The 26,099-nt window shown below is 72.0% G+C and carries 31 protein-coding genes; 20 read left to right on the plus strand and 11 right to left on the minus strand.

The genetic code is table 11. The features are described 5' to 3' along the window. Positions 1-33: 33 nt before the first annotated feature. Both ACQP10_RS09615 and ACQP10_RS09620 read left to right on the plus strand, forming a co-directional pair. A complete protein-coding gene (locus ACQP10_RS09615) occupies positions 34-924 on the plus strand; it encodes a DMT family transporter (RefSeq protein ID WP_433541238.1) in 891 nt (296 codons plus the stop codon). 70 nt (positions 925-994) lie between these two features. Beyond that, the gene (locus ACQP10_RS09620; protein WP_346020710.1) at positions 995-2,017 is read left to right on the plus strand and encodes a hypothetical protein; all 1,023 of its coding nucleotides are present in this window, start codon (positions 995-997) and stop codon (positions 2,015-2,017) included. A 69-nt stretch (positions 2,018-2,086) separates the two neighbouring features. On the opposite strand, the gene ACQP10_RS09625 is transcribed toward ACQP10_RS09620, so the two are convergent. Next, positions 2,087-2,287 (minus strand): hypothetical protein, encoded by a 201-nt coding sequence (locus ACQP10_RS09625; RefSeq protein ID WP_346020709.1) that lies wholly within the window; start codon positions 2,285-2,287, stop codon positions 2,087-2,089. 215 nt (positions 2,288-2,502) lie between these two features. Beyond that, the gene (locus tag ACQP10_RS09630; RefSeq protein ID WP_346020708.1) at positions 2,503-2,865 is read right to left on the minus strand and encodes a signal peptidase I; all 363 of its coding nucleotides are present in this window, start codon (positions 2,863-2,865) and stop codon (positions 2,503-2,505) included. Positions 2,866-3,061: 196 nt separating this feature from the next. Here ACQP10_RS09630 and ACQP10_RS09635 point away from each other — a divergent pair, with 196 nt between their 5' ends. Next, on the plus strand, positions 3,062-3,538 hold the full coding sequence (locus ACQP10_RS09635) for a peroxiredoxin (protein WP_346020707.1): 477 nt from the start codon (positions 3,062-3,064) through the stop codon (positions 3,536-3,538). Between the two features lie 189 nt (positions 3,539-3,727). After that, entirely contained in the window at positions 3,728-4,030 is a 303-nt protein-coding gene (locus ACQP10_RS09640) for a putative quinol monooxygenase (protein WP_179818874.1), read from the plus strand. Positions 4,031-4,238: 208 nt separating this feature from the next. Here the strand turns inward: ACQP10_RS09640 and ACQP10_RS09645 are convergent, their stop codons facing one another. Further along, positions 4,239-4,727, minus strand: a complete 489-nt coding sequence (locus ACQP10_RS09645) for a GntR family transcriptional regulator (protein ID WP_390002590.1) — start codon at positions 4,725-4,727, stop codon at positions 4,239-4,241. 113 nt (positions 4,728-4,840) lie between these two features. After that, a complete protein-coding gene (locus ACQP10_RS09650) occupies positions 4,841-5,323 on the minus strand; it encodes a GntR family transcriptional regulator (protein ID WP_399499747.1) in 483 nt (160 codons plus the stop codon). A gap of 107 nt (positions 5,324-5,430) precedes the next feature. On the opposite strand from ACQP10_RS09650, the gene ACQP10_RS09655 reads away from it, so the two are divergent. Continuing rightward, on the plus strand, positions 5,431-5,751 hold the full coding sequence (locus ACQP10_RS09655) for a hypothetical protein (protein WP_399499746.1): 321 nt from the start codon (positions 5,431-5,433) through the stop codon (positions 5,749-5,751). A 404-nt stretch (positions 5,752-6,155) separates the two neighbouring features. Here the strand turns inward: ACQP10_RS09655 and ACQP10_RS09660 are convergent, their stop codons facing one another. Beyond that, the gene (locus tag ACQP10_RS09660) at positions 6,156-6,821 is read right to left on the minus strand and encodes a JAB domain-containing protein (protein ID WP_433541239.1); all 666 of its coding nucleotides are present in this window, start codon (positions 6,819-6,821) and stop codon (positions 6,156-6,158) included. Positions 6,822-7,008: 187 nt separating this feature from the next. Next, on the minus strand, positions 7,009-7,746 hold the full coding sequence (locus ACQP10_RS09665; protein ID WP_346020702.1) for a GntR family transcriptional regulator: 738 nt from the start codon (positions 7,744-7,746) through the stop codon (positions 7,009-7,011). Positions 7,747-8,290: 544 nt separating this feature from the next. Here ACQP10_RS09665 and dapA point away from each other — a divergent pair. Next, complete coding sequence (gene dapA, locus ACQP10_RS09670; protein WP_179818868.1) at positions 8,291-9,214, plus strand: 4-hydroxy-tetrahydrodipicolinate synthase; 924 nt, start codon at positions 8,291-8,293, stop codon at positions 9,212-9,214. Positions 9,215-9,365: 151 nt separating this feature from the next. Continuing rightward, a complete protein-coding gene (locus ACQP10_RS09675) occupies positions 9,366-11,051 on the plus strand; it encodes a ribonuclease J (RefSeq protein ID WP_346020701.1) in 1,686 nt (561 codons plus the stop codon). A gap of 112 nt (positions 11,052-11,163) precedes the next feature. Here the strand turns inward: ACQP10_RS09675 and ACQP10_RS09680 are convergent, their stop codons facing one another. Then, positions 11,164-11,541, minus strand: a complete 378-nt coding sequence (locus tag ACQP10_RS09680) for a MerR family transcriptional regulator (protein WP_179818866.1) — start codon at positions 11,539-11,541, stop codon at positions 11,164-11,166. Between the two features lie 100 nt (positions 11,542-11,641). Beyond that, entirely contained in the window at positions 11,642-12,664 is a 1,023-nt protein-coding gene (locus ACQP10_RS09685) for an MDR family NADP-dependent oxidoreductase (protein WP_346020700.1), read from the minus strand. Between the two features lie 264 nt (positions 12,665-12,928). Between ACQP10_RS09685 and ACQP10_RS09690 the strand changes: the two genes are divergently transcribed. The 5 genes from ACQP10_RS09690 to ACQP10_RS09710 all read left to right on the plus strand — a co-directional run bounded on the left by ACQP10_RS09690 (position 12,929) and on the right by ACQP10_RS09710 (position 15,391). Continuing rightward, entirely contained in the window at positions 12,929-13,063 is a 135-nt protein-coding gene (locus ACQP10_RS09690; protein ID WP_346020699.1) for a hypothetical protein, read from the plus strand. After that, a complete protein-coding gene (gene kduI / locus ACQP10_RS09695; RefSeq protein WP_390002602.1) occupies positions 13,060-13,542 on the plus strand; it encodes a 5-dehydro-4-deoxy-D-glucuronate isomerase in 483 nt (160 codons plus the stop codon). The genes ACQP10_RS09690 and kduI overlap by 4 nt, the downstream gene beginning before the upstream one ends. Further along, a complete protein-coding gene (locus tag ACQP10_RS09700) occupies positions 13,542-14,369 on the plus strand; it encodes an SDR family NAD(P)-dependent oxidoreductase (protein ID WP_433541240.1) in 828 nt (275 codons plus the stop codon). The genes kduI and ACQP10_RS09700 overlap by 1 nt, the downstream gene beginning before the upstream one ends. After that, on the plus strand, positions 14,297-15,061 hold the full coding sequence (locus ACQP10_RS09705) for an IclR family transcriptional regulator (protein WP_390002604.1): 765 nt from the start codon (positions 14,297-14,299) through the stop codon (positions 15,059-15,061). The genes ACQP10_RS09700 and ACQP10_RS09705 overlap by 73 nt, the downstream gene beginning before the upstream one ends. Positions 15,062-15,205: 144 nt before the next feature. Next, positions 15,206-15,391, plus strand: a complete 186-nt coding sequence (locus ACQP10_RS09710; RefSeq protein WP_179818861.1) for a tautomerase family protein — start codon at positions 15,206-15,208, stop codon at positions 15,389-15,391. On the opposite strand, the gene ACQP10_RS09715 is transcribed toward ACQP10_RS09710, so the two are convergent. After that, positions 15,333-16,193, minus strand: a complete 861-nt coding sequence (locus ACQP10_RS09715) for a sodium:solute symporter family transporter (RefSeq protein ID WP_433541241.1) — start codon at positions 16,191-16,193, stop codon at positions 15,333-15,335. The genes ACQP10_RS09710 and ACQP10_RS09715 overlap by 59 nt on opposite strands. Between ACQP10_RS09715 and ACQP10_RS09720 the strand changes: the two genes are divergently transcribed. From ACQP10_RS09720 to ACQP10_RS09750, 7 genes are all read left to right on the plus strand, one after another. Beyond that, positions 16,176-16,526 (plus strand): pectate lyase, encoded by a 351-nt coding sequence (locus tag ACQP10_RS09720; RefSeq protein ID WP_399499812.1) that lies wholly within the window; start codon positions 16,176-16,178, stop codon positions 16,524-16,526. The genes ACQP10_RS09715 and ACQP10_RS09720 overlap by 18 nt on opposite strands. Positions 16,527-16,705: 179 nt before the next feature. Beyond that, positions 16,706-19,246 (plus strand): FtsK/SpoIIIE family DNA translocase, encoded by a 2,541-nt coding sequence (locus ACQP10_RS09725; RefSeq protein WP_390002610.1) that lies wholly within the window; start codon positions 16,706-16,708, stop codon positions 19,244-19,246. A gap of 84 nt (positions 19,247-19,330) precedes the next feature. Continuing rightward, positions 19,331-20,077: a helix-turn-helix domain-containing protein gene (locus ACQP10_RS09730; RefSeq protein WP_390002613.1), complete on the plus strand. Its 747-nt coding sequence runs from the start codon at positions 19,331-19,333 to the stop codon at positions 20,075-20,077. Positions 20,078-20,202: 125 nt separating this feature from the next. Further along, positions 20,203-21,612 (plus strand): 30S ribosomal protein S12 methylthiotransferase RimO, encoded by a 1,410-nt coding sequence (gene rimO / locus ACQP10_RS09735; RefSeq protein ID WP_346020694.1) that lies wholly within the window; start codon positions 20,203-20,205, stop codon positions 21,610-21,612. Positions 21,613-21,637: 25 nt separating this feature from the next. Then, positions 21,638-22,243 (plus strand): CDP-diacylglycerol--glycerol-3-phosphate 3-phosphatidyltransferase, encoded by a 606-nt coding sequence (gene pgsA / locus ACQP10_RS09740; RefSeq protein WP_390002616.1) that lies wholly within the window; start codon positions 21,638-21,640, stop codon positions 22,241-22,243. After that, on the plus strand, positions 22,243-22,743 hold the full coding sequence (locus ACQP10_RS09745) for a CinA family protein (protein ID WP_346020692.1): 501 nt from the start codon (positions 22,243-22,245) through the stop codon (positions 22,741-22,743). The genes pgsA and ACQP10_RS09745 overlap by 1 nt, the downstream gene beginning before the upstream one ends. 204 nt (positions 22,744-22,947) lie before the next feature. Next, positions 22,948-23,307: a helix-turn-helix domain-containing protein gene (locus tag ACQP10_RS09750; RefSeq protein ID WP_179818853.1), complete on the plus strand. Its 360-nt coding sequence runs from the start codon at positions 22,948-22,950 to the stop codon at positions 23,305-23,307. Here the strand turns inward: ACQP10_RS09750 and ACQP10_RS09755 are convergent. Next, positions 23,304-24,095: an Fpg/Nei family DNA glycosylase gene (locus ACQP10_RS09755; RefSeq protein WP_433541242.1), complete on the minus strand. Its 792-nt coding sequence runs from the start codon at positions 24,093-24,095 to the stop codon at positions 23,304-23,306. The genes ACQP10_RS09750 and ACQP10_RS09755 overlap by 4 nt on opposite strands. A 9-nt stretch (positions 24,096-24,104) precedes the next feature. Beyond that, positions 24,105-24,554 carry an RrF2 family transcriptional regulator gene (locus ACQP10_RS09760; RefSeq protein ID WP_179818851.1) on the minus strand — a complete coding sequence of 150 codons (450 nt, stop codon included), beginning with the start codon at positions 24,552-24,554 and terminating at the stop codon, positions 24,105-24,107. 300 nt (positions 24,555-24,854) lie between these two features. On the opposite strand from ACQP10_RS09760, the gene ACQP10_RS09765 reads away from it, so the two are divergent. After that, the gene (locus ACQP10_RS09765) at positions 24,855-26,033 is read left to right on the plus strand and encodes an ROK family transcriptional regulator (RefSeq protein WP_179818850.1); all 1,179 of its coding nucleotides are present in this window, start codon (positions 24,855-24,857) and stop codon (positions 26,031-26,033) included. The last annotated feature ends 66 nt before the right edge of the window (positions 26,034-26,099 follow it).

The following is a 26,099-nucleotide window of genomic DNA, read 5'->3' on the forward strand; positions in this document are numbered from 1 at the left end:
AAGAGTAGCGCTATTGTCCGGAATCGAGTAGCGGTGCCCCACCCGGAGGCCCTGCCGGGTACGGCGTGGCGCGGCACCATCCTCGCCGGGCTCGGCGTGCTGACGTTCTCCATGTCGTTCCCGGCCACGGCGTTCGCGATGAGGGGCTTCGACCCCTACCTCGTGGCCGTCGGCCGGGCCGCCATCGCCGCCGCGGCGGCGCTGGTCTTCCTCCTCGCCACCCGGGCGCCCCTGCTGCCACCTCGCCGCCTGCTCGGCTCCTACCTGCTCATCGTGGCCGGCGTCGTGATCGGCTTCCCCCTCTTCAGCGGGCTGGCGCTCGACGCCGGGGCGAGCGCCTCCCACGCCGCGGTGGTCATCGGGCTGCTGCCCGCCGCCACCGCCGCCTGCGCCGCCGTACGCGGCGGGGAGCGGCCCCGGCCGCTGTTCTGGGCGACGTGCGCCCTGGGCGCCGCGGCGATCACCGCCTTCACCCTCAGCCGGGGCGGCGGTCACGTCACCGGAGCCGACCTGCTGCTCGTCGGCGCGCTCGTGTCGGCCGCCGTCGGCTACACCGAGGGCGGCCGGCTCGCCCGCGAGATCCCCGGCTCACGGGTCATCTCCCACGCCCTCGTCGTCGCCGCGCCCCTCACCGTCCCGGTGACCGTCGCGCTGGCGCTGGCGACGGAATCGCGGCCGGACGCGGTGTCGGTCGCGGGGTTCGCCTACGTCGGCCTGTTCTCCATGTTCCTCGGCTTCATCCCCTGGTACGCCGGCCTGGCCGCGGGCGGCATCGCCCGCGCCGGCCAGACCCAGCTCGCCCAGCCGCTGCTGACACTGGTGTGGGCCTGGCTCCTGATGGGCGAGCGGTTCGGGCCGGTCACGGTCGTGGCGGCCGTCGCGGTGCTCGCGTGTGTCGCCGCCTCCCAACGGGCACGCTCTTGAAAGATTGTGACATCCGGGCGCAGGATGTGAGCTGTGCCTGTCACAACCGGGCGGCCGAAGGGGTGGCATCATGGCGGACCTGACGGTTCCCGAGGGCGGGTTCTGGCCCGCCCCCGCGGTTCCCCAACCGAACATCTACCCGATGGAATGGCGGGTCGAGACCGAGAAGCTGGCGGCCATCTACGAGAAGTCCAAGCGCATGGTCTGGAACCCGGCGGACCTGCCCTGGGACGACCTCGACCCGGCCGCCTTCACGACCGAGCAGCGGCTCGGGATCATGTACTGGTTCTCCGTGCTGGCCAACTTCGACGCCTCCGGCCCGGCGGTCTTCGCCCGCGCCACCATCCAGGCGTTCGAGAAGCACGAGGAGGACCCGGTCCGCAAGTGCTTCTTCTCGATCACCCGCGACGAGATGAACCACGAGGAGTGCTGCCAGCGCGCCATCGCCAGGCTCTGGCCGGGCGGCCCGCTCGACTGGACCCCGGTCACCGACCTGGAGAAGGCCGCCCACAACAACATCGGCTGGCTCTACCACAACGGCGGCCGCTACTGGACCGGCTACAACAGCGCCGTCGGCAAGTACACCCTGCCGGTGCTGTTCACCAGCTTCATGATGGGGGAGATGGCGGCCTCCACCCTCTTCCGCGGCATGGCGAGCGGCACCAGGCACCCGGTCTTCAGCGAGATGTTCCACCGCATCGGCCGTGACGAGTCCCGCCACCTGCAGATCTGCATGACCATCCTCGACAAGGAGTGGCCCGGCCTCACCGACGACACCCGCACGCTGATCACCCGGCAGCTCCGGGCGGGGTTCGTGTTCCTGTCCATGATCCTGTGGGAGCCGCCGGACGGCTTCTGGGAGCTGCCGCCGTACTTCCTGGCCAACCACCGCGTCCTGATGGACCACGCGCGCGACGCGGGCCTGGGGGTGCTCTCCTACGAGGAGCAGGCCGACAACTGGCGGGTGGCGATGGCCAAGATCCGGGTCATCGTGCAGCGCTGGGGCATCGAGTTCCCCGCGATCCCCGAGCTCGACATCGACGGCGTCCAGGTCGACGTCCTCGACCCGGACGACATCATCCCGGTGTTCTGAGCGGACGCCCGGCATCGGACGCCCGATGCCGGGCGCCGGCGCGCGCGGGCCGGCGGATCCGCCGGCGGTTCAGAGGTGGAACCAGTGGATCCGCCGGCAGACCGAGCACACGTAGCAGGTCGCGTCGCGGTTGGCCCAGTCGAGGTTCATGAAGGTCATCCCCGTGGTCTGCAGCTTCCAGGAATGCTGCTCGAACTGTTCGTTGCCACAGGTGTCGCAGGTCAGGTGACGGCCGTTGGGAAAGGTGACGGTCCGGGATTCAGCGCTCATGTCCCGATGCTGGCGCGCGGAGCGGGCACGCGCGCGGACGGGCGGGTCACGGTTCACTCCGCGGGGGCTCGCGGTGATGCCGATATCGAGGGCGGTGCGCGCCTTCGCCTGGAGGACGGGGCCGTGCTCCCCGCCGGACAGGCCGGGCCAGGAGCGGAGACGGGCACGAAGCCGCAGGTGGGTCCGCCGGGCGTGTCCACGGCCCCGGGAGGGACTCAGACGACGGCGTAGCCGGGGACGGACGGCCAGCGCACGGTCAGCACCACCGACTCCTCCTCGGCGTACCAGGAGTGGTCCACGCCCTGCCCCCACACCACGTAGTCACCCTGCTCGGACAGGACCACGCTGCGCCCCGGCAGCTCCACCCGGAACCGCCCGCTGATCAGCACCAGCAGCGCGGTCCGCTTCTCACCCCGCACCCACTCCGCGCGCTCGTCGCCGCGGGGGTGCACGCCCCACTTGATCTCCACGTCCTCGCTGTGCCGTACCTCGCCGACCGGCTTGAAGTGCCCGAGCAGCCAGCCGCGGTCACCGGGGGCGTCCACGCCGGCGTTGCCCACGTACACGTTCTCCGTCATGGGCGGCGACGCTAGCACGCCGCCCCACCGGGGCGGCCACCGCCGCCGGCCCCGTGGAAAGCCCCGTACGGCCGGTCGCCGGGGCCCCTGTCCCACGGGCCGACGCCCACCCCACAATGGGGGACCGGAGAACCGGGGCACGGTTCCGCCCCGGGGCGGGAGAGAACGCGCCGGCGGCGCGAGGGAAGGACAAGGCATGAGCGGTGGGCCCGCGGTCGGGGACGTGGTCGAGGACTTCGAACTTCCCGACGAGACCGGTACGGCGCGGCGCCTCAGCGACCTGCTGGCCGAGGGGCCGGTGGTGCTGTTCTTCTATCCGGCCGCCATGACCTCCGGCTGCACGACCGAGAGCTGCCACTTCCGTGACCTGGCCGGCGAATTCGCCGCGCTGGGGGCTCATCCGGTCGGGATCAGCCGTGACGGTGTCGCCCGGCAGAAGAGGTTCGCCGACACCTACGAGCTGGGCTTCCCCCTGCTGTCCGACCCCGGCGGCGCCGTCGCCCGCGCGCTGGGCGCCCGCCGTGCCTTCGCGGCCGGGCCGTTCCTGACCCGCCGGATGACCTTCGTCATCGACACCGACCGCCGCGTGCTGGAGGTCGTGCACAGCGAGACGAACATGCGCGCCCACGCCGACCGGGCCCTCGCGGCCCTGCGGGCGCGCGCCGGCGCGTGACCTCGCGGACGCCCGCCGCGCTCCCCGGCGGGGGAGCGCCACAGGCGGATCCGACGGCCGCGGCCCTCGTGCCGCGGGGGACGGAGGACGGCAGGGCGAAGCGCCGCGGGCGGATCCGGTAGTCGTGGCCCCGGTCTGGGAACGCTGAGGGTGACAGGTCCTTCATCGGAGAGACCCGCGGGAGGCGACATGGTCACCCTGGGATTGCTCGCCCTGCTGGAAGTCAAGCCGGGCAAGGAGGCTGAGGCGGAGGGCTTCCTGACCGAGGCGCTCCAACTCGTCGAGAAGGAGCCGGGGACCACCGCCTGGTTCGCGATCCGCCTGGGCTCCACCCTGTACGCGGTGTTCGACGCATTCCCCGACGAGCAGGCCCGCGACGCCCACATGTCGGGTGAGCTGATCAGGGCACTGTCGGAGCAGGCCCCGGACCTCTTCGAGAAGGCCCCGGCGATCAACCCGTTCGGCGTCATCGCCGCCAAGCTGCCGGGGTAACCGGAGAACGCCGCATCCCGGGGGCTCCTGTTCCGGCGCCCGGCCGCCCGACAGCGGGTCCAGAGTTCCCGGCCCGCCCATCGGGCGAGGTCCGGGTGCGCGGTGGTGCGGCCGTCCCCGGCTTCCTCTGGCAGGTGTGCGCCGCCGGGTCCGGAAAACGATCATGCGCCATCTCCGCCCCATGCCGTGCCACGTCGACCGGGAGACGTCACCGGGCCGCCGCGCCGGGCTGCCTCTCCTCCGGGGTGACGTATGTTCCGCGATGGGAGACGGTGAAGACCCAACCCTGTTCACGTAGGTGCGCCACGGCGTTCCGCACGGTGGCCTTGGCGACGCCGTACTGCGCCATGAGCGCCTTCTCGCTGGGGATCGCACGGTTCGGCGGGAAGTCGCCCCGCCGGATGCGTTCGGCGACTTCCTCGGCTATCCGCAGGTAGCGGGGCGTCCTACGGGGCGCGCGCGGCGCGTCCGGCTCACCGGCGAAGGTGCCCTCGCCCTGGACCGTGTGGACGAGCCCCTGCTCGCGTAGTTCCCGGGCGACCCGCCGCGCGGTCGTACGGGCGATGCCGTACTCGCCTTCCAGTTCCGCCTCACTGGGTACGGCTTCACCGGCGATGATGTCCCCGTTCAGGATCCGCTCGCGGATCACCTCGGCGATCTGCTTGTAGAGCGGTATGGGACCGTCTCGATCGAGCACGACCGAACTCTAGACGGGCGAGGACGTCCCTACAGGCCGGTTGGGACGATCGGTGGGGTGGTGGAAGGCTGGCGGCCGGGCACGGGGGAGCGGGCGGCCTCGGAAGGGCCGGATCATTCGGCGGGCCATTTCTCCCGCGGGGAGGCGAAACTCCCGCGCTGCGGCACGGTGTAGATCCACCCCTGTTCGCGGAGGAGGGCGACGGCCCTGCGGGCGGTTTCCCGTGCCACGTCGTACTCCTGAGTCAGGGCCGTCTCGCTGGGGATGGGGCGACGTGGCCGTATGACGCCGCTGCGGATGCGCTCGATCACGTCTTCCGCGATCTGCCGGTACATCGGCGTCTTCCTCGGCTGCCGGGTCCCCTCGCCGGGCGGCCCTACGAAAGTGCCCTCGCCTTGGACGGTGTAGACGAGCCCTTCCTCGCGCAACAGGCGCACCGCTCGCCTGGCGGTCGTTCTCGCGACGCCGAACTCATCCCTGATGGCGGCCTCGCTGGCGACGGGCTGGCCCGGAGAGAGCCTTCCCTCGGCGATCCGCTCCCGGATGATCTCGGCGATCTGAAGGTAGAGATGGGTGTCTCCATCATGGTCGAGCACATTGAAAAGGTAGACGAACAGGCACGAGCCCTGCCATAACGGTACGCCTCGATAGGCGAAGCGCTCTGCCTTTGACGAGGAGATACAACTAGACGTATTGTTTCCGGGTGACCAGTCGATGGAAGGCCGGAAAGGCGCCCGGAGGGTGGGGGGAGGTCCACCACAGCCCTCACCCCGACCCGCCCGGCTCGGGGCACGGGCTGGTCGACTGGCGGCCCGAGCGGCCGAGGACCTCGCGGGTGCGGGTGAAGGAGCACACCTGCGACTGCCTGGCCACGTTCTACGAGCTGTGTCAGGCGGGAGGGCTGATGTTCGTACGGCGGACGGAGCGGCGGAACGGCGTGACGGTCGTCCACGAGTCACCGTGGGAGATCGCGAGCCGGACGCAGGAGCTCTGGCGCCGCCTGCTGGCCGGCACCGCGCGGTGACGGCCGATGAACGTGCCCGGCGGCGCGATGCGCAGGGGTCTCCCGCCGCCGGGCATACCGACCACCCGTCTCTTGAGGGGCCATGGCGCTCGAGACGGGAGGCGGTCCCGCATCGGTGGAGGGCCGATGCGGGACCACAAGGATCCCCGGCGGGCGACCCCATGCCGCCCGCCGGGGCCCGGCCGTCCGGCGAGTCGCTTCCCACGCTCCATCGACTCGCCGGGTCGGGTCCTGTTCCGCGGGTTCCCGCCGTGGCGAGGATCGGCCGGACGTCTCCTCACAATGTCGTGAGGAGACGCCTGGCCGGCCACGGCGGGGGAGGGGTCCGCGGACAGGCCCGGGGCGGGGCGCCGTGCCGTCCGGGTGGCACGGCGCCCTCACCTCGAACCACCTCGGAGACGTCGTCAGGGGGCGCCCAGGCCGATCCGGCGCCAGGCGGTGTCGGTGACGATCACATGGTCCAGGAAACGGAGACCGACGGTCTCGGCCGCCTCGTGCAGGCGCGCGGTGAGCTCCAGATCGTCGGGGCTGGGGTCGAGGGAGCCGCCGGGGTGGTTGTGGGCGAGGCCGAAGGAGACGCCGCCCGAGGTCAGGACCGTGCTGACGATCTCGCGGACGGACACCGGGACGTGGTCCCCGCCGCCCTCGCTGACGACCGCCCGGCGGGTCACCGCGCCCCCGGCGTCGCAGACCACGACGACCACGCGCTCGCGGCCGAGGCCGCGCAGCAGCGGCGCGGCGACCCAGGCGAGGTCTCCCGAGCAGGTGATCCGCCGCCGCTCCGGCTCCGACTGCGCCTGGCGCACCAGGTGGAAGGCGGCGATCACCCGGGCGGCCTTGGCGGGGCCGATGCCGGGGACGGACATCAGGCGGTGGGCGTCGGAGCGGGCCAGTCCGCGAAGGTCGCCGCAGTGCGCGATCAGGTGGGAGGCGAGCTCCACCGCGTTGGTGCCCCGGCTCCCCGAGCCGATCAGCAGCGCGAGCAGCTCCCGGTCGGCCAGCGCGGTCGCGCCGTTCGACAGGAGCCGCTCGCGAGGCTGGTCGCTGGGGGGCATGTCCTTGACGCGCACGCGAGGCACCTCCGGCTCGGGAAACCAGGTCGGTTGTACCAGGGGCCGCCGACATTCCGGCCTGCCCGGGACCACGGGGGTCCACGGGGGCCCGCGGGATCTCGCGGGCCCGCCGCGGCGGGAGTCCGGCTTCGCCGTACGGCGTTCCACGGCGGCCCGCATGGCCCGCACTGCTCGCGGAACGGGTCTACTGCTGGACCGCGTGAGTGTAGATCAGGCGGAAGCGGTCACCCGGGATGACGATGTCGCTGGTCTCGACCGGGCGGTCGCCGGCCCAGTGGGTGCGCTCCACGTGCAGGACGTGGACGCCCGCGGGCAGGGCGAGCGCGTCGCTCTCGGCGGGCTGGGGGACGCGCGTGCGGACCTGCTCCACGATCTCGGTGACCTTGATGCCGAGGGCGGCGAGGCGGGCGGCCGGCCCGCGGAGATGCTCATCAGGGCCGGCGCCGGGGCCGGGCTCGCCGAGCCCGGTGGGCTCGTAGGAGGTGGCGAGCTGGATCGGCCTGCCGTCGCCGCGGAAGACGTAGTGGGTGCGGGCCACCGTGGCGCAGCCGCCCAGGCGCAGGCGCAGGGCGATGTCGGGGGTGGCCGTGGCCGTCTCGGACCGGCGGTCGCAGGTGACGCGCACGTCCTCGGGGCCGGGGTCGGCGCCGAAGGGGACGTGATGGTCGTGGAGGCGCCAGCGGTGCAGGGGCAGCAGCACCGGCTGGGCCCGCACGTAGTGGCCGGAGCCGACGCGGCCGACGATCAGGCCCTCGGCGGCGAGCACGCGCAGCGCGTGCCGGGCCGCGGTCTCGCCCACGCCGTACTTGCGGGTGAGCTGGGCGCGGGAGGGGACGGGTGCGCCGGGGAGCAGGGAGCCGTCGACGATCTGGCGGCGGATGTCGGCGACGACGCGCAGGTAGACAGGATCGGAGGTTGCCACGATGTCCATCCCAGGGGTCGGCGGGCGTCGCCTCATCCTGTCGTATCCGTGACGATACGGAGGGTGATCGCGCCTGTTTGGAGCCCCAACTTTGCCTTCCGCCGAAAGCGCCAGAAAATATCTCAGAGACCGTGTAACGCCCGGGTAAGCGGCCCCGATTCAACGGAAGAGACCGCCGATGTGTGTACCCCCGAGCACATATCGGCGGTCTCCCATGCGTCCGGTGAGCAGGACGTCCGGTCGATGATCCGTCGTTGCGGATGTTGAAGCTTTTTTTGCCATAAAAGCAGGAAAACCGGGCGGCTCCGGTCTCGCCTGACCCTCACCCAGGGAAGGCTTCGAGTACTGTGGGGTGTGGCTCGGGAGCCGACGGGGAAGACGTCCCGGGAGCGGGAACGGCCCGCTCCGGCGTCCACCGCGTCCGTGCCCGTCGCCTGTGGCGGGGCGCGCGAGGCGATCCGTCCTCACCGGCCCGTCCTCGTGAGAAGCACGAACGGGGTGGCGGGGTCAACCGTTTTGAGGGAGTCCGGGTACCGTTCGGTCTATGACAGCGCCGACGAGAACCTCCGACGCGCCCTTCGGGCGCATGCTGACCGCGATGGTCACGCCGTTCGCCGAGGACGGCTCGGTCGACTATGAGGGGGCTCGGCGCCTGGCTGCCTATCTGGTGGACGAGCAGCGCAACGACGGTCTCGTCGTGAGCGGCACGACGGGCGAGTCGCCCACGACATCCGACGAGGAGAAGGAGCGTCTCCTGCGCGCCGTCGTCGAGACGGTCGGCGACCGCGCCGTGGTCGTCGCCGGGGCGGGCAGCAACGACACCCGCCACAGCGTCGAGCTGGCCAGGGCCGCGGAGCGAGCCGGGGCGCACGGCCTGCTGGTGGTCACCCCGTACTACAGCAAGCCGCCGCAGGAGGGGCTCCACCGCCACTTCACCGCCGTCGCCGACGCCACCGGCCTGCCCGTCATGCTGTACGACATCCCGGGACGCACCGGCGTGCCGATCGCGACCGAGACCCTCCTGCGGCTGGCCGCCCACGAGCGGATCGTCGCGGTCAAGGACGCCAAGGCCGACCTGTTCGCCGCCTCGCAGGTGATGGCCGCGACGGGCCTGGCGTTCTACTCGGGCGACGACGCGCTCAACCTGCCGTGGCTGTCGGTCGGCGCCGCGGGCTGCGTCAGCGTGATCGGGCACGTGGCGGGCGCGGACATCGCCGACCTGATGGAGCGGTACCGCGCGGGCGACGTCTCGGGCGCGCTCGCCGTACACCGCAGGCTGCTCCCGGTGGTCTCCGGGATCATGACGCAGGCCGGCGGGGCGATCATGGCGAAGGCGGCGCTGGCCCTGCTGGGCCGCCCGGCCGGATCCGTGCGGCCGCCCCTGGCGGAGGCCACGGAGCAGCAGGTCGCACGGTTGCGAGAAGACTTGGTCGCGGGCGGCGTGAAGCTGCCCGACGGGGTTGCATGACAAAGGAAACGTGGCGGCCGGAAGTGGCCGCAGTGGGGAGGAACGGAAGCTTGAGCCACAGAGAACATGGAGAACGTGGGGGGTACCCCGTCCGGCCGAGGTCCGCGGCGCCCGGTGAGGGATTCGCGGCGCACCGGGAAGGGGTGACCGGATGAGCCACCCCCACCCGGATCTCGGGACGCCGCCGCCGCTGGCCGAGGGCGGGCTGCGCATCGTCGCGCTGGGCGGCCTCGGGGAGATCGGCCGCAACATGGCGGTCTTCGAGCACGACGGGCGCCTGCTGATCGTCGACTGCGGGGTGCTGTTCCCCGAGCCCGAGCAGCCCGGCATCGACCTGATCCTTCCCGACTTCGAATACATCCGCGACCGGATGGACGACGTCGAGGCGCTGGTGCTGACCCACGGCCACGAGGACCACATCGGCGCCGTGCCGTACCTGCTGCGCGAGCGGCGTGACATCCCGATCGTGGGATCGAAGCTGACGCTGGCGCTGGTGGAGGCCAAGCTCACCGAGCACCGCATCCAGCCGGTCAAGGTCGAGGTCGTCGAGGGAGAGCGGCACCGGTTCGGGCCGTTCGAGACCGAGTTCTTCGCGGTCAACCACTCGATCCCGGACGCGCTCGCCGTCGCGATCAGGACGTCGGCCGGGCTGGTGCTGCACACCGGTGACTTCCGGATGGACCAGCTGCCGATGGACGGCCGCCTGACCGACCTGGGGGGCTTCGCCAGGCTCGGGGCCGAGGGCGTGGACCTGCTGATGTCCGACTCGACCAACGCCGAGGTGCCGGGGTTCGTCACCAGCGAGCGGGAGATCGCGCCGGTCATCGACGAGGTGATCCGCACCGCGCAGAAGCGCGTGATCGTGGCGAGCTTCGCCTCCCACGTGCACCGGGTCCAGCAGGTGATGGACGCCGCGGCCAACCACGGCCGCAAGGTCGCGCTGGTCGGCCGCTCGATGATCCGCAACATGGGCATCGCGCGCGACCTGGGCTACCTGAAGGTGCCGCCGGAGCTGATCATCGACTCCAGGGACGTCGAGGCCCTCCCGCCGGAGGACCTGGTGCTGATCTGCACCGGCTCCCAGGGCGAGCCGATGGCCGCGCTGTCGCGCATGGCCAACCGCGACCACCCGATCCGGATCGCCGAGGGCGACACCGTGCTGATGGCGTCCTCGCTGGTGCCGGGCAACGAGACCGCCGTCAACCGGGTGATCAACGGCCTGACCCGGTGGGGCGCCCGCGTGGTGCACAAGGGCAACGCGAAGGTGCACGTCTCCGGGCACGCCGCCGCGGGCGAGCTGCTGTACCTGCTCAACGTGACCCGGCCGTCCAACTTCATGCCGGTGCACGGCGAGTGGCGGCACATGCGGGCGCACGCCGAGCTGGCCGCGCTGACCGGGGTGCCGCGCGACCACATCGTGATCGCCGAGGACGGCGTCGTGGTGGACCTCGTCGACGGCCGCGCCCGGCTCGCCGGCGCCGTCTCCGCCGGGTACGTCTACGTGGACGGCACCTCCGTGGGCGACGTCACCGACTTCGCGCTGAAGGACCGGCGGATCCTGGGCGAGGAGGGCTTCATCTCCATCGTCATCGTGGTCGACTCCGCCACCGGCAAGCTGGCCGGCGGCCCGGAGATCCACGCCAGGGGCTCCGGCATCGACCCGGACATGTTCGACGAGATCCTGCCGCAGATCGAGAGGGCGCTGGAGAGCAACGCGGCCGACGGGGTCGCCGACGCCCAGCAGATCCGCCGGGTGGTCCGCAGGACCGTCGGCCGGTGGGTGAGCGACACCTTCCGCCGCCGCCCGATGATCGTCCCCGTGATCATCGAGGTCTGACGGGTCCGGCTTCCGAAAGAGGGCTTCCGCCGTGTGGCGGGAGCCCTCTTTCCAGGGTCGTGCGGCTACGGAGCCGGGGTGTCGGTGGATACGGCGCCGGACCGTCGTACGGCTACGGAGCCGGGACGTCCCGCACGCCGGTCCGGGCGGCGAGCCGCTCGCGCAGCCGGGTCAGGCGGGCGATCTCCTCGTCGAACGCGGCGAGCCGGCGCCCGACGACCCCCCGGCCCTCGGCGCATCCGGGGGCGTCGTACGGCGAAGCGTCGCCCTCCAGGAGGTGCAGGCGATCGGCGCGGCTCCGCACGTCCTCGACGGTCAGCCCGAGGGACAGCAGCTCGCGGACGATCCGTATCCGGGCCACCTCGCGGGGGCCGTACTCCCGCTGCCCGGCCGCCGTGCGCGGCGGCGGGGGCAGCAGCCCGCGCTGCTCGTAGAACCGCAGCGCGCGCGGGGTGGTCCCCGCCGCGGCCGCCGCGTCGCCGATCCTCATCAGCCCTCCGGTCCCGGGTTCTCCGTTCCGCGGCCCCGCCCCGGCGGGTCCGGGTTCCGTTCCGCTGATCCCGGCACGGCGAAGACCCACGGAACGGAATCTAGAGTTCCACGATAACGGTGCCGATGTGCCGGCCGTGGAACACCTCGTGCAGCGCCCGCGGGGCGTTCTCGATGCCGCGCACCCGCACGTGCGGGAAGACGACATCGCCGGAGCGTAGCCAGCCGCCGAAGCGCTCGTTCCACCGCGAGAGTCCCTCGGGGCCGTCGGCGCCGCCGAAGCCGCGGATCGTGACCTGCCTGAGGATGAGCCGGTAGGAGTCCAGCTCGACCGGCGCCTCGGCGCCGGAACCGTGCGGTGACAGCTGGCCGGACAGCGCGCCGACCAGAACGAACCGTGCCCCGGGCCGGGCCTCCGCCACCGCGGCCCGGAGCTGCTCGCCGCCGACGTTGTCCAGCAGGACGTCGACGCCGCCGGGCGCGACCCGCGCGAGCTGCTCGCCGATCGGGCCCGCGCCGCGGACCACGGCCGCGTCGTAGCCCAGTTCGGAGACCAGCCGTCCGGCCTTCTCCGGCGAGCCGGTGCTGCCGATCACCCGGCCCGCGCCGAGCAGCCGGGCGATCTGCCCGGCCATCGAGCCGACCGCGCCGCCGCCGCCCGAGACGAAGACCGTGTCGCCGGGCCGGACCTCAGCGTCCCTGGTCAGCGCGGTGTAGGCCAATCGGCCCGGCGCCAGGTGGGCGGCCGGGTCGGGAAGGGAGCCGTCCAGCGGGGTGCACCCGGTCACGTCCACGGCGGCGTACTCGCGCCACCCGAGCCAGTGTGAGACCAGGTCGCCGGGGTGCAGGCCGCTGCCCTCGGGGGCCGAGACGACCTCGCCGACGGCCGCCCCGAACAGGGTGTCGCCGGGGCGCAGCGGCGGGAACGGCGCGTCGTTCACGCCTCCGCCGATGAGGGTGCGAAGCGCGGCGAAGACGTGGAAGAAACGGTTCCTGACCAGTGCCTGGCCGTCTCCGGGAGCCGGCAGCGGGGTCTCGGCGACCTCGAAGTGCTCGGGCCCCGGCAGGCCGTCGGGCAGGGCGGCGAGCCGGACCTCGCGGGAGATTCGCGGTGGAGTGGGCATGTGATGTCCCTCGGTCGGATGGGAAGGTGCGGGAAGCCGGGGGGTGTGCGGCGCCGTGACGTTAACCCCTGACCCGCGCGTCAGGGGCAAGCCGGCGGGCCGGCCGGGCACCGCGTTCCAGGGACCGCCGGGCACCGCGCTTTCCGGGATCGCCGGGGGCCTGGCCGAGGCGGTGTGCCGTACGCTCGACATGTTCTATGTACCAGGCTTTAATTCCATGTAATAGAACAGCTTGCCGAACGCAGAACGGAACATGGAGGTTCGATGGAGGTACGGCACGCCACGGCGCCCGACCAGATCCCCGGCGCGACCACCGAGTGGCTGCGCCGCCGTTTCCTGGCGGAGCAGCTCTTCGTGCCCGGGGAGGTCCGCCTGGTCCAGGGGGAGCGCGGGAGGTGACGTTCGAGGGCGGCCCGTTCTACCTCGTCTCCACCCCCGCGCACGCCACCCTCCCCACGGTGAAGGCCACCCTGGAGGAGGCCGAGCCCGTACGGCTGGGCTCCCCCGAGGGCTCCAACGAGCGCACGATCCACAAGTACGTCCACGCCAAGGGCATCCGGAGCTGCCAGTTCGTGCTCGGCGTGACCGTGCTCACGCCCGGCAGCATGTGGAACACCATGCCCTGCCACACCCACGAGCGCAGGACCGAGGTCTACTTCTACTTCGACCTGCCCGCCGACCAGCGGGTGATCCACCTGATGGGGCGTCCCGACGAGACCCGCAACCTCGTGGTCGCCGACCGCCAGGCGGTGATCTCGCCGCCCTGGTCGGTGCACTGCGGCTTCGGCACGCACAGCTACTCCTTCGTCTGGGCGATGGGCGGGGAGAACCAGGCGTACGACGACATGGAGCAGGTCGCGATCGGCGAGATGCGCTGATGTTCTCGCTGGAGGGCAGGACCGCGCTCGTCACCGGCGCCCGGACCGGGATCGGCCGGGCGGTCGCGGTGGGCCTGGCGGCCGCCGGGGCCGACCTGGTGCTGCACGGGCGCGACGACGACCTGGACGAGGTCGAGGCCGAGGTCCGCGGGACCGGCCGGCGGGCGACGCGCTGGATCCTCGACCTGTCCGACCCGGGGCGGATCCCGGAGGCCGCCGAGCGGCTGGGCCCGGTCGACGTGCTGGTCAACAACGCCGGGATCATCCGCCGGGCCCCGGCGGCCGGGCACTCCTACGCCGACTTCCGCGACGTGCTCGACGTCAACCTCGACGCGGTCTTCCTGCTCAGCCGGGCGGTCGGCGCGGGGATGCTCACCCGGCGCTCGGGGAAGATCATCATGATCGCCTCGATGCTGTCGTTCCAGGGCGGGATCAACGTCCCCGGCCACACGGCCTCCAAGCACGCCGTCGCCGGGCTGACCCGGGCGCTGGCCTGCCGAGTGGGCCGCCTCCGGCGTGCAGGTCAACGCGATCGCCCCCGGCTACATCGCGACGGAGAACACCCGGCGGCTGCGCGAGGACCCGGTGCGGGAGGCCGAGATCGCCGGGCGCATCCCGGCGGGCCGCTGGGGCACGCCGGAGGATCTCGTGGGCGCGGCGGTCTTCCTCGCCTCCTCCGCGTCCGACTACGTCAACGGCCATCTGCTGGCGGTGGACGGAGGCTGGTTGGCGCGCTGACCAGTAGGCTCGCAGCGTGGTCAGGGAAGGCAGTTCTATTGACAAGGCGCTGGCGGTGCTGGAGGCGATCGCCGAGCACCACCGCGTGACCGACATCGCCGCGGCGACGGGCGTGTCGAAGTCGACGGTCCACCGTATCCTCCAGTCGCTCGTCGAGTGGGGCTTCGCGCGGTCCGACGGTTCCGGGGGCTACGAGCCCGGCCCCCGGATCCTCACCCTGGCGGGCCGGGTCATGAACCGCTTCGATCCGGCACGGCAGGCGTCCGGGGCGCTGCGGGCGCTGCACGAGCGCACCGGCTACACCGCGCACTTCGCCGTCCGCAGCGGGGACGAGGCGGTCTACGTCGACAAGCTGGAGGGCCGCCGGCCGTACCAGATGCCCTCGCGGATCGGCATGAGCCTGCCCCTGCACTGCACCGCCATCGGCAAGGCCGTGCTGTCGCAGCTCCCGGAGGAGGAGGTGCGGGAGATCTGCGCCCGCGCGGGGCTGCCGGGGCGGACGCCCAACACCCTGGTGACCGAGGAGGACCTGCTGGCCCACCTCGCCGTGGTCCGGGCCCGCGGGTACGCCCTGGACGACGAGGAGAACCTCCCGGGCGTGCTGTGTGTCGGCGCCCCGGTCCTCGACCACACGGGCCGGGTGCTCGGCGGCATCTCCATCTCCGCCCTCGCGATGGACCTCGGCCGCGAGGAGATCCAGCGGCTCGCCCCCGAGGTGGTGAGCGCCGCCCGGGAGGTCTCGCAGGCCCTCGGCGCCCCCGACCCGCTCCGGGCCCGCTGACCCCCTTCCCGCTCCGTACGGCGACGCCGACCGGTCGCTCGCCGCTCCGCCCGGTCCGGCGGGGCAGGTGCGCACGTTTCCATATTGTTTCATGTAATGGGATGTGCTCTCATGTAATGCAACAAAACGGAGCGGAGGTTCAGCATGCCGAACATCACCGTCGAACTGCTCTCGGGCCGCACCCTCGACCAGCGCAGGGAGTTCGTCAGCGCGGTGACCCAGGCCGCCGTGGACGTCCTCAAGGTCCGTCCGGAGGCGGTGCGCATCGTCTTCACGGAGATCGAGAAGTCCGACGTCGCCAACGGCGGCGTCCTGGAGTCCGACAGGTAGGCGCGGGCGGGAGGGAACGCCCCGCCGCCGTCCGGGCAGGACGCCGGGCGGCGACGGGCCCTCCCGCCCGCGCCGGCTCGGTGTCGTCGCCCAGGGAGTCCACCAGGGCGTCGCGGTCGGCCCGGTTCTCCGGCCTCAGCAACCCGACCGCCACGTAGAGGACCAGCGACGTGGCCAGCGGCACCCCGACCACCATCGCGGTGTCCTTGGACTCCAGGATCCACTTGACGTACGCCCAGACGCCCAGGCCCGCCGCCCAGGAGACGATCGCGGCGGTGGGACCGCTCCGCTTGAACCAGGGGAGCATGCCCAGCATCAGCGGGATGGAGATCGGCCCCATCGTGGCCGCGACCAGGTCCACGACGATCTTCAGCACCACGCCCTCGCCCTGGGTCGCGATCGCGATCGTCATGCTCACCAGCACGAAGACGAACGTGGTCACCCGGGCGAAGGTCAGCTCGGCCCGCGCCGACAGGTCGCGCACCCTGCGGACGATCGCCGGGGCGATGTCCCTGGTGATCACGGAGGAGATCACGTTGGCGTCGGAGGCGACCATGGCCATGGTGTGCGAGAAGAAGCCGGCGAGCACCAGGCCGATCACGCCCTGCGGCAGCAGGGTCTGGGCCAGCCGTACGTAGGCCTCCTCGGGGTCGGCCAGGCCCGGAACGATGAGGGGGGCCGCGAACATCGGGATGAACAGCACCAGCGGCCAGACGAGCCACAGCGCGCTGGACAGCAGCGCCGACCGCCTGGCCGCCGGGCCCGAGGGCGAGGCCATGTAGCGCTGGGCCAGGTTCCACATGCCGCCGTTGTACTCGAAGGTCTTGATGAACAGCAGGGCGAGAACTTCGGCAAGCTCTACCGGTCCTGCGGCAACTGCTCCAAGCAGTACCAGCGCAACGTGGTCATCTCCAACGTGGTGGCGACGACCCCGGGCAAGGTGATCGCCGGCATCAACACCAACTACGGCGACACCGCCCGGTTCTCCTCGATCCGCATCGTCGACGACTCCAGCCGCAAGGTCGTGATCTGCGACAAGTACAAGGGCGTGACCAGCGGGGAGCCGAGTCACATCGGCAGCGGCGCCGACGGCGTGAACTGCCTCTACTCCTCCTCCGACATCTCCTACTCCTGATCCCCTCCGGGATCTCCCCGGCGCCGGGCGGAACGGTTCCACCGTCCGCCCGGCGCCTGCCGGTCTTCCCGGCCTCCGGCTTCCCCGGTCCTCCCGGTCTCTCCAGCCCTCCCGGTTTCTCCGGCCCTCCCCGGCGCGCCGCCGCGCGATCCGCCCCCGGGCTCGTTAGCCTCGCTACCATGGCCACCCGTACGTCCCGACCTTCAGGCAAGTCCCCGGCCAAGGGAGGCCCCGGCCGGGCGAGGTCCGCCCCCTCCCGTACGGCCCCCGCCAGGCGGGCGGCCGCCGCGCGGGCGAAGCCCGCCGCCCGCAGGTCCGCACCCTCGCAGCCCGACCCGATCAGCTGGGTCTTCATCATGTTCGGCAAGCTGCTCATGGGGATCTGGATGCTGCTCGCCGGAGCCGTCGGCAGCGCGGCGCGGGCCATGGGGCAGAACGCCCGTGAGCTCGACCCCGTCCACCGCCGTGACGGGCTAGGGCTGGCCGTCTTCTCCGGGGCGATCGTGCTGGCGGCGCTGATCTGGCGGGAGACCACCGGGACGTTCTCGGAGATCGTCAACGGCTTCATGCGCGGGGCGTTCGGCTCGCTCGCCTGGCTGGCGCCGATCCTGGTGGCGCTGCTGGCCTGGCGGCTGCTGCGGCACCCGGACGAGAACGCCGACACCGGCCGGATGGGCATCGGCTGGTCCGCCCTCGTGGCCGGGCTGCTCGGCGTCGTGCACGTGGCGCACGGCACGCCGTACCCGTCCGGGGGCGGCGCCGACGGCATGGACAAGGTCGCCGCCGCGGGCGGCATGATCGGTTTCATCGTCTCCGCGCCCCCGGCGAGCATCCTGCCCGCCTTCATCACCGTCCCGCTGCTGCTGATCCTGGCGGGCTTCGGCGTCCTGGTGATCACCGCCACCCCGGTGCACCGGGTCCCGGAACGGCTGACCGAGATCCGGCACATGCTCTTCAACCGGGAGCTCCCGGCCCGGACCCGCGAGCCGCGCAAACGCCCGGCGCGCAAGAAGCCCGGCGAGCGGTCCCGCGACGACCGCGAGGGCGGGGGCGAGGAGGGCCGGGAGGGGCCAGAGGGCGCCCGGCCGTACGACACGCCGCTGCTCACCGAGACGGGCGAGCGGACCGCCGAGCACTCACCGGAGATCGTGCCGGGACTGGTGGAGGAACCGCCCGCGCCCAGGCCCGCGCCGGTCGAGCCGCCCGCGCCGACCCCGGCGCCGCGCAAGGTCGAGCAGCTCGTGCTCTCCTCGCAGTCGGGCCCGTACACGCTGCCCGACACCCAGCTCCTGCGCTCCGGCAGCGCTCCGAAGCCGCAGACCAAGGCCAACACCGTCGTGGTCAACGCGCTGACCAGCGTCCTGGAGCAGTTCGCCATCGACGCCCAGGTGATCGGGTTCACCCGCGGCCCGACGGTGACGCGCTACGAGATCGAGCTGGGCCCGGCGGTCAAGGTCGAGAAGGTCACCGCGCTCACCAAGAACATCGCCTACGCGGTCAAGTCGGCCGACGTCCGCATCCTGAGCCCGATCCCCGGCAAGTCGGCGATCGGGGTGGAGATCCCCAACACCGACAAGGACCTCGTGTCGCTGGGCGACATCCTGCGCTCCCAGGTCGCCCAGGCCGACGAGCACCCCATGATCGTGGGCCTGGGCAAGGACGTGGAGGGCCGCACGATCGTGGCCAACCTCGCCAAGATGCCGCACCTGCTCATCGCGGGCGCCACCGGCGCCGGAAAGTCGGTCTGCGTCAACGGCCTCATCTCCTCGGTCCTGATGCGCGCCACGCCCGACGAGGTGCGGATGGTCCTGGTCGACCCCAAGCGGGTCGAGCTGAGCGTCTACGAGGGCATCCCGCACCTCATCACGCCGATCATCACCAACCCCAAGAAGGCCGCCGAGGCCCTGGAGTGGGTGGTGGGCGAGATGGACCGCCGCTACGACGACCTGGCCGCCAGCGGCTTCCGGCACGTCGACGACTTCAACAAGGCGGTGCGCGCGGGCAAGCTCGTGCCGCCGCCCGGCAGCGAGCGGGTCTACCAGCCCTACCCGTACCTGCTGGTGATCGTGGACGAGCTCGCCGACCTGATGATGGTCGCCCCGCGCGACGTCGAGGACTCCATCGTCCGCATCACCCAGCTCGCCCGCGCCGCCGGCATCCACCTGGTGATCGCCACCCAGCGGCCGTCGGTGGACGTCGTCACCGGCCTGATCAAGGCGAACGTGCCGTCCCGGCTGGCGTTCGCCACCTCCAGCCTGGCCGACAGCCGCGTCATCCTCGACCAGCCCGGCGCCGAGAAGCTGGTCGGCCAGGGTGACGCGCTGTTCCTGCCGATGGGCGCGAGCAAGCCCATGCGGCTGCAGAACGCCTTCGTCTCCGAGAAGGAGATCGTCGAGATCGTCGCGCACTGCAAGGCCCAGATGCAGGCCGAGTACCGCGACGACGTCACCGCCGCCGCCACCGCCAAGAAGGAGATCGACGAGGACATCGGCGACGACCTCGAACTGCTGGTCCAGGCGGCCGAGCTGATCGTCACCACCCAGTTCGGCTCCACCTCCATGCTCCAGCGCAAGCTGCGGGTGGGCTTCGCCAAGGCGGGCCGGCTGATGGACCTGCTGGAGAGCCGCAACGTCGTCGGGCCGAGCGAGGGGTCGAAGGCGAGGGAGGTGCTGGTCAAACCCGACGACCTGCCGGGTCTCCTGGCCGACTTGAGAGGGTGATGACCCCCCCGGCGTACACAGTCCCCCTGATTACTGATTGAATAGGACTCACTACGCAACGTCGGGGGCTGGGGGGCGTGCGGCATGAGCATTGGCGGCAGTCTGGCAGAGGCACGCCAGGCGGCGGGCATGACCGTCGGGCAGTTGAGCGCGCGTACGCGCGTGCGCGAGGCACTGATCCACGCGATGGAACGCGACGACTTCTCGCACTGCGGGGGCGACTTCTACGCGCGGGGTCACATACGCAATATCTCCAAGGTCCTCGGGCTGGATCCCGAGGCCATGGTGCACGAGTACGACGAGCTGCACGGGGGCGTTCCGCTGCCGGTGCGGGCGGCCAGCGTCTTCCAGGCCGACAAGCCGATCAACATCCGGGAGCGTCGCTCACCCAACTGGACGATGGCCATGGGGGTGGCGCTGGCCATCCTCGTGGTGTTCGGCGTGGTGAAGATGATGGGCGGGGAGGAGACCCCGACCGCCGACATCCGCCCGGCCAAGAAGTCGGCCGCGCCGCACTCGGCGCACGCGCGGCCGCTGGCCGGCGGCCAGCGCCGGGCCGGGGCGGCGCTCGCCCCGAAGCAGGGCGAGGTGGTCCTCCAGATCACGGCGAGACGCCCGTCCTGGCTCGACGTCAAGGACTCGGCCGGGCGCCGGCTCTTCTCCGGCCGGATGACGGCCGGACAGGCGTCCGTGTGGCGGGCGCAGAAGGCGCTGAAGGTCACCTTCGGTGATGCCGGGGCCTTCTCGGTCCGGATGAACGGCGTGGACCTCGGTGTCCCGGGCTCCGGGGGAGAGGTGCTCAAACACTCCTACAAGGCCTCCAAGCCCTGACCGTACGGGGGAAGCCGGGCAAGACCGGGAGAGCCTGCCAGAGGGGCCCGAGAGGCCGGGAGGGGGAACCTGGGGGAGGGGGAGTGCGCCGATGGTGGCCAACTCCCGATACCGTAGTGTTCACCATGTCATCCCGCCGAACCGCATCGCTGATCACACTGGGTTGCGCGCGCAACGAGGTCGACTCCGAAGAGCTCGCGGCGCGCCTTGAGGCTGCCGGCTGGCAGGTGGGCGACGACGATCCGGACGTCATCGTCGTCAACACCTGCGGCTTCATCGACTCAGCGAAAAAGGACTCCATCGACACGCTGCTCGCCGCGGCCGACTCCGGCGCCAAAGTGGTCGCCGCGGGCTGCATGGCCGAACGCTACGGCGGCCAGCTCGCCGACGCGCTGCCCGAGGCGTCGGCCGTCATCTCCTTCGACGACTACTCCCAGATCGGCGCGCGGCTGGACGACGTGCTGGCCGACAGGCCGCTCGTCCCGCACAGCCCGCGTGACCGCCGGACGCTGCTGCCGATCTCGCCGGTCGAGCGCGCCGCCGCCCCCAAATCCCACATCCCCGGCCACGGCGACCTGCCCGAGGGCCTGGCCCCGGCCAGTGGCCCCCGCCCGCTGCGCAAACGCCTCGGAGACGGCCCGGTGGCCTCGCTGAAGCTGGCCTCCGGCTGCGACCGGCGGTGCACCTTCTGCGCAATCCCCGCCTTCCGCGGCGCCTACGTGTCGCGGAAGCCGGAGGAGATCCTCGCCGAGGCGGCCTGGCTGGCCGGCGAGGGCGTCAGGGAGCTCGTCCTGGTCAGCGAGAACTCCACCTCCTACGGCAAGGACCTCGGCGACCTGCGGGCCCTGGAGAGGCTGCTGCCGGCCCTGGCCGCCATCGAGGGGATCGACCGGGTGAGGGCCAGCTACCTCCAGCCCGCCGAGCTCCGCCCGGGCCTGCTGGAGGCGATCTCCTCGACCGAGGGCGTGGCGCCCTACTTCGACCTGTCCTTCCAGCACGCCAGCGGCACGGTGCTGCGCAGGATGCGCCGCTTCGGAGACCCCCGGCGCTTCCTCGACCTGCTGGAGACCATCCGCGCGGGCGCCCCGGAGGCGGGCGTGCGGTCCAACTTCATCGTCGGCTTCCCCGGTGAGACCGAGGAGGAGTTCGGCGAGCTGGTCGACTTCCTGCAGGAGGCGCGGCTCGACGTCATCGGCGTCTTCGGCTACTCCGACGAGGAGGGCACCGAGGCGGCGTCCCTGCCCGGAAAGCTCGACCAGGAGGTCATCGACGCCAGGGTGGCCACGCTCACCGAGCTGGCGGACGAGCTCATGGCCCAGCGGGCCGAGGAGCGCATCGGCACCGAGGTGGACGTCCTCATCGAGGAGGACCTCGGTGACGGCGGCTACGAGGGGCGGGCGGCCCACCAGGGGCCCGAGGTGGACGGCTCCGTCACGGTCCAGGGCATCGGCCTGGTGCCGGGGCAGATCGTGCGGGCCGTCGTCGTCGACTCCGAGGGGGTCGACCTGATCGCCCGAATCAAGGCCGCTCCGTGAGCGCGCCGCCCGGCCGGGAGAGCGTATGACCAACACGCCAGAGACCGGCACCGGATCGACCTCGGCGTCCATGGGTCCCAGGCCGAGCGCCTGGAACATCGCCAACGTCGTCACGGTGCTTCGTCTGGCGATGGTCCCGTTCTTCGTGGTGTGCCTCTTCCTGGAGGGGGACGGCTGGCGGATCACCGCGCTGGTGATCTTCCTGGTGGCCTCGCTCACCGACCTGCTGGACGGCGAGCTGGCCCGCCGCTACGGCCTGGTCACCGACTTCGGGAAGATCGCCGATCCGATCGCGGACAAGGCGCTGACCGGCGCCGCGCTGATCAGTCTGTCGGTCCTGGGCGAGCTTCCGTGGTGGGTCACCGTCGTGATCCTCGGCCGGGAGCTGGGCGTGACCCTCCTGCGGTTCGCGGTGATCCGGCACGGGGTCATCCCGGCCAGCTACGGCGGGAAGGTGAAGACCGTCCTGCAGATCGCCGCGATCGCCCTCTACATGTGGCCGGGCATGCCGGATGTGCTCCGCTGGGTCGTGATGGGCGCCGCGGTCGTGGTGACCGTGGCGACGGGGGTCGACTACATCGTCCGCGCGGTGAAGCTGCGGCAGGTGGCGAAGCAGGCGAGGGAGGCCTGATGGGCCGCGTCCCGCCCGCCGCCGAGGTGCTGTCCCTGCTCGTCCGCCGGGGGGAGACGGTGGCGGTGGCCGAGTCGCTGACCGCGGGGCTGATCGGCGCGGCCCTCACCGTCCCGGCCGGCGCGTCGGCCGCCTTCGCCGGCGGCGTCATCTCCTACGCCACCGAGCTCAAACACCGTCTCCTGGGCGTCCCCGCCGACCTGCTGGCGCGGGAGGGGGCGGTCCACCCGGACGTCGCCGCGGCCATGGCGGACGGCGTCCGCCGGCTCACCGGCGCCTCCTACGGCCTGGCCTCGACCGGGGTGGCCGGGCCCGACCCGCAGGACGGAAAACCGGTCGGCACCGTGCATTTGGCCGTTAGCGGTTCGGATGGGCGGGTATGGCAGGAAGATCTGAACCTCGCCGGAACGCGTGACGAGATCCGGCGGTCGACGGTGATCGAGGCAGTGGACCTTCTGCGGAGAGTTCTGGAGACGAGCGTGAGGGAACATTCCGGGTGATTACCGCGTTACGTCCCCAGCGAACATGCTCACCGTGGTCTGCCGTCGCATCGGTGGATGCGGGTACGGTGGAACTGTGAGTGATGTAAAGGTCAAGCGATGATGACGGCGAGGAGTATGTACCAAGGGTCGCGCACGAACGGGCGGCACGAACCGATCGCGCGGGGGGTCGCCCAGGCTCCCGCGCTGGGGAGGGAGCGACAGATGGTCCTGCTGCGTCAGCTGCTCGGTGACGTGCTGCGGCGACTGCGGGTGCGGCAGAGTCGCACCCTGCGTGAGGTTTCCACGTTGGCCCGTGTCTCCCTCGGATATCTCTCCGAGGTGGAGCGTGGCCAGAAGGAGGCGTCCTCGGAGCTGCTCGCGTCGATCTGCGGCGCCCTCGGTGTGCCGCTGTCGCAGGTGCTCCGCGAGGTCTCCGACCAGTTCGCCCTGGCCGAGCTCCAGCACGCCCCGGTGCTCGCCGGCGACGTTCCCGAGCGGGAGCGCCTGCCGATCGCCGAGACCGTGCCCGGGTCTCTTTCCGAGGATGTGTTCCCCGAGGTCAACGACATGGTCGCCGCCTAGCCGGTCGGTTCTCCCGGCTGGCAGTGACGGCACCAGAAGATCAGCCGTTCCTGCGGCTGTGCCCCCATCTCGCCACGACTGATCCGATGCCCGCAGCGCAGGCATGACCTTCCTGCCCTGCCGTACACCCACATGTCCCGTCCCGGGCGTGGGTCGCCCGTCGTCGCCCTGGTCGCCCGGTCCCGGTTGGCGTGCAGCAGCCGCCGCGCGAGCGCGGCGATCCCCTCCACATCTTCGATCTCACCCACCGGCCGCCACGGCGAGACCCCCGCGAGGAAGAGCGTCTCGGCCCGGTAGATGGTGCCGACCCCCGCGAGATTGCGCTGGTCGAGCAGCGCCTCGCCGATGGTCGCCCGGGGATCACGCGTGAGCCGCCGCGCGGCCTCCGCCACATCCCAGTCGGGCCCCAGCGGGTCGGGGCCCAGATGCCCGACCAGCCGATGCTCCTCGGCGGTCGCCACCAGGTCCACCATGCCGAGCCGTACCCCCGCCGCCTGCCACTCGGTGTTCGCCAGCACGAGGCGGACCACGTCACCCGGGGGGACGCGCCGCCCGGCGGGCGATATCTGCCAGCTTCCCTCCATCCGCAGGTGGGTGTGGACGGTGAGGTCCCCCTCCACCCGGGTGAGCAGGTGCTTGCCGCGCGAGACGGTCTCAAGGACCCGCCTGCCGGTCAGGTCGGCGGTGGCGTACCGCGGGACGCGGAAGTCGGACCTGACCAGGACCCGGCCGTCGAGCGCCCGGCCCAGCCGCCTCGCGGTGCGGTAGACGACGTCGCCCTCGGGCATGGGGTCGGCTCAGTCCCAGGCGGAGGGGTCGGCGGCGAGGGTCATGACGCGCTCGGGGAGCATGCCGGTGGCCACGCTGTCGAGCGTGACCTCCTCCAGGATGGCCCGCTCGCTGGCGCGCAGCGCGATCCAGACCTTCTGCAGCGACTCGGCGGGGCCGCGGTAGCCGACGTGCTCGGGCCGCTCGCCCCGGACGTTGGCCAGCGGGCCGTCCACCGCGCGGATCACGTCGGCCAGGGTGATCTCCCGCGCCGGGCGGGCCAGCACGTAGCCGCCCTCGGGGCCGCGCTGGCCGCGGACCAGGCCGGCCCGGCGCATCTGCAGCAGGATGTTCTCCAGATACTTCGGCGGCATGTCCTGCTCCTTGGCCAGCTCGCCCACCGTGGTCGGTCCGTCACCGGCGGCGGCGAGTTCGGCGGCGGCACGAAGGGCATAGTCGACACGAGCAGATAGGCGCATGTAGTCGATTATCCCGCCTGCTATTGACTGCTTAGGCGTCAGGGATCGGAAGAGCCGAACATGTCGCCTCTGCGACCGGCGACCGGCTCGTCCGGTGAGGGCGCCCGTGACCCTCCGTGACGGACCGCAGCTGGAGCGTCGTGGCGGAGGGGCGCCCCGGCGGAAATCAGCGGAGGTACGGCGGGAACCCGTGGCGGTCCCCGCGCGGCTAAGCTGTCAGGAACCTTTATTGACTAATGCGAACGCTTCTCGCCTGAATGCAAAAAGCGACGGGGAAACGGCGGACAAGAGAGCATGCGTATGGAGCGACGTCCTGGCGTTCCCAGGCTTCTGCGGGAGATCAACGACCGGGCCGCCCTGGAGCTCCTGCTCGACTCCGGTCCCCTGACCCGGGGGCAGATCGGTGAGCTGACCGGGCTTTCCAAGGTGACGGCGTCCCAGACGCTGGCCCGGCTCGAAGAGCGCGGCCTGGTCGAGGTGACCGGGGAGCAGGCGGGAGGAAGAGGGCCGAATGCCGCCCTTTATGGGGTTATTCCGTCTTCCGCCTATGTCGCGGGCCTGGCCGTCGGGCCGGAATTCGTCACCACCGCCGTCGCCGATATCAGCGGCGATATCGTGGCCGAGGTGACGGTCGCCCCGGACGGGCACGACGACCCGGTCGCCCTCGTGCACAACGCGATCGTCAAGGCGTGCCGGTCCGCCAAGGTCGCCCTGGCCAGGCTGCGGGCGGTCGTGATCGGCACTCCCGGCGTCGTCGATCCCCGCACCGGGGACATCCGGTTCTCCTTCGACCTGCCGGGCTGGCGCGAGGGCATCCACGAGCGGCTCGCCCGCGACCTGCGCCGCGACGTCAGGATAGAGAACGACGTGAACCTGGTGGCCGTCGCCGAGCGCGCCCTGGGCGCGGCACGGCGGGCCGACGACTTCGTGCTGCTCTGGGTGGACCGCGGCATCGGCCTCGGCGTCGTCCTCGGCGGCCGGCTGCACCGCGGCCGTTCCGGCAGCGCCGGGGAGATCGGTTATCTGCCGGTGCCGGGTGTGCCGCTCGCCGAGGACGTGCGGGAGGTCCCCGGGCGCATGCCGTCCCTCGCCGGAGGGCTTCAGTCGCTGGTCACCGACGAGGCGGTGACCGAACTGGCCCGGACGTACGGCTTCGCCGGGCGCGGCGCGGCCGAGTGCGTGGCGGCGGCCGTCGAGGCGGGGGAGCGCGGCCGGCCGCTGCTGGACGAGATCGCCCGGCGGCTGGCGCTGGGCGTGGCGTCGGTGTGCGTGGTGCTGGACCCCGGGCTCGTGGTGCTCGCCGGCGAGGTCAGCCGGGCGGGCGGCGGCGAGCTGACCTTCAGGATCGAGGAGGCCGTGGCCCGGATGTGCCCGGTGCGTCCCCGGGTGGTGTCCGGCGAGGTCGAGGGCGACCCGGTGCTGCGCGGCGCCGTGCTGGCGGCGCTGGAGCAGGCGCGCGAGGAACTCTTCGCGTCCTGAACCGCCCGCGCCGCCCGAGCATCCGTACGGCCGCGCCGCTCCCGCCCGGCCCCGTACGACCGGCCC

Origin of the sequence: Streptosporangium sandarakinum (assembly GCF_050942225.1) — a bacterium.
Classification (GTDB): domain Bacteria; phylum Actinomycetota; class Actinomycetes; order Streptosporangiales; family Streptosporangiaceae; genus Streptosporangium; species Streptosporangium nondiastaticum.